1 pseudogene is annotated in these 751 nt (G+C 71.4%); it reads right to left on the reverse strand.

Annotation, left to right across the window (positions count from 1 at the left end):
- Positions 1-315 (reverse strand): annotated as a pseudogene (locus tag ACK4SE_RS13920) (hypothetical protein); the annotation flags it as partial.
- Positions 316-751: the final 436 nt, after the last annotated feature.

Here is a 751-nt window from a genome sequence, read left to right on the forward strand (position 1 = left end):
GGTGGGGGCGGCGATGGGCTCCTCGGGTGGCACCGTCAGCAGCGAGCGCCGGTGTGCGGCACGCGCGGACGCGGCCGGCGACGTGCCCGGCGCACCGGCGGTGTGGATGGGTGCGGCGGGCGCGGCGGGCGCGGTGGGCATGGCGGGCACAGTGGGCGCGGAGGTGACGCCGGCTTTTTGGGTGGCAACAAGTTTGGTGAGCGCAGTCACCGGCGCGGCATGGAGGCTGGCGATGACGAGCGCGGCAGTGGCCACCGCCACCACCGCCACCACCACCGCCACGACGAGAACGCTGAGGGCGGCTCCTTCCGGCATGGTGACCGTGGCGACCGCGAGCGCGGCGGGTTGGGCCGGTTCGGCGGCGGGGCCAGCGTGTCGGGCGGCAGCAAGGCATGGGACTGGCAGGATCCGGCGGCGGGTGAGGGCCGCATGAGCTGGAACATTGGTTCGCTGGCCACCGGCGCAGCTGCCGGCGGCCAGCGCGTGCGCAGCAAGGCGAGGGGGCCCGCTGAGGAGGAGGAGGCTTGATGCCCCCCGTGGTGAGGGCAACGGTGGCGGCGGCGGTGGCGGCGGCGGCGGCGGCGGCGGTGGCGGCGGTGGCGGCGCAGTATTGACCAGCGAGTTGTGTGTTTCGTTTTACAGTAGCCGAAAGGTTGCAACTTCTTGACGTCAAATGAAGTGCACATCATTTCACTTGCGTTCCCTGGCACAGCAAGCACGTTACCTACACAGTTCTGGCGTCGCGCTGCAC

This window comes from Brevundimonas sp., assembly GCF_046293315.1.
GTDB lineage: Bacteria > Pseudomonadota > Alphaproteobacteria > Caulobacterales > Caulobacteraceae > Brevundimonas.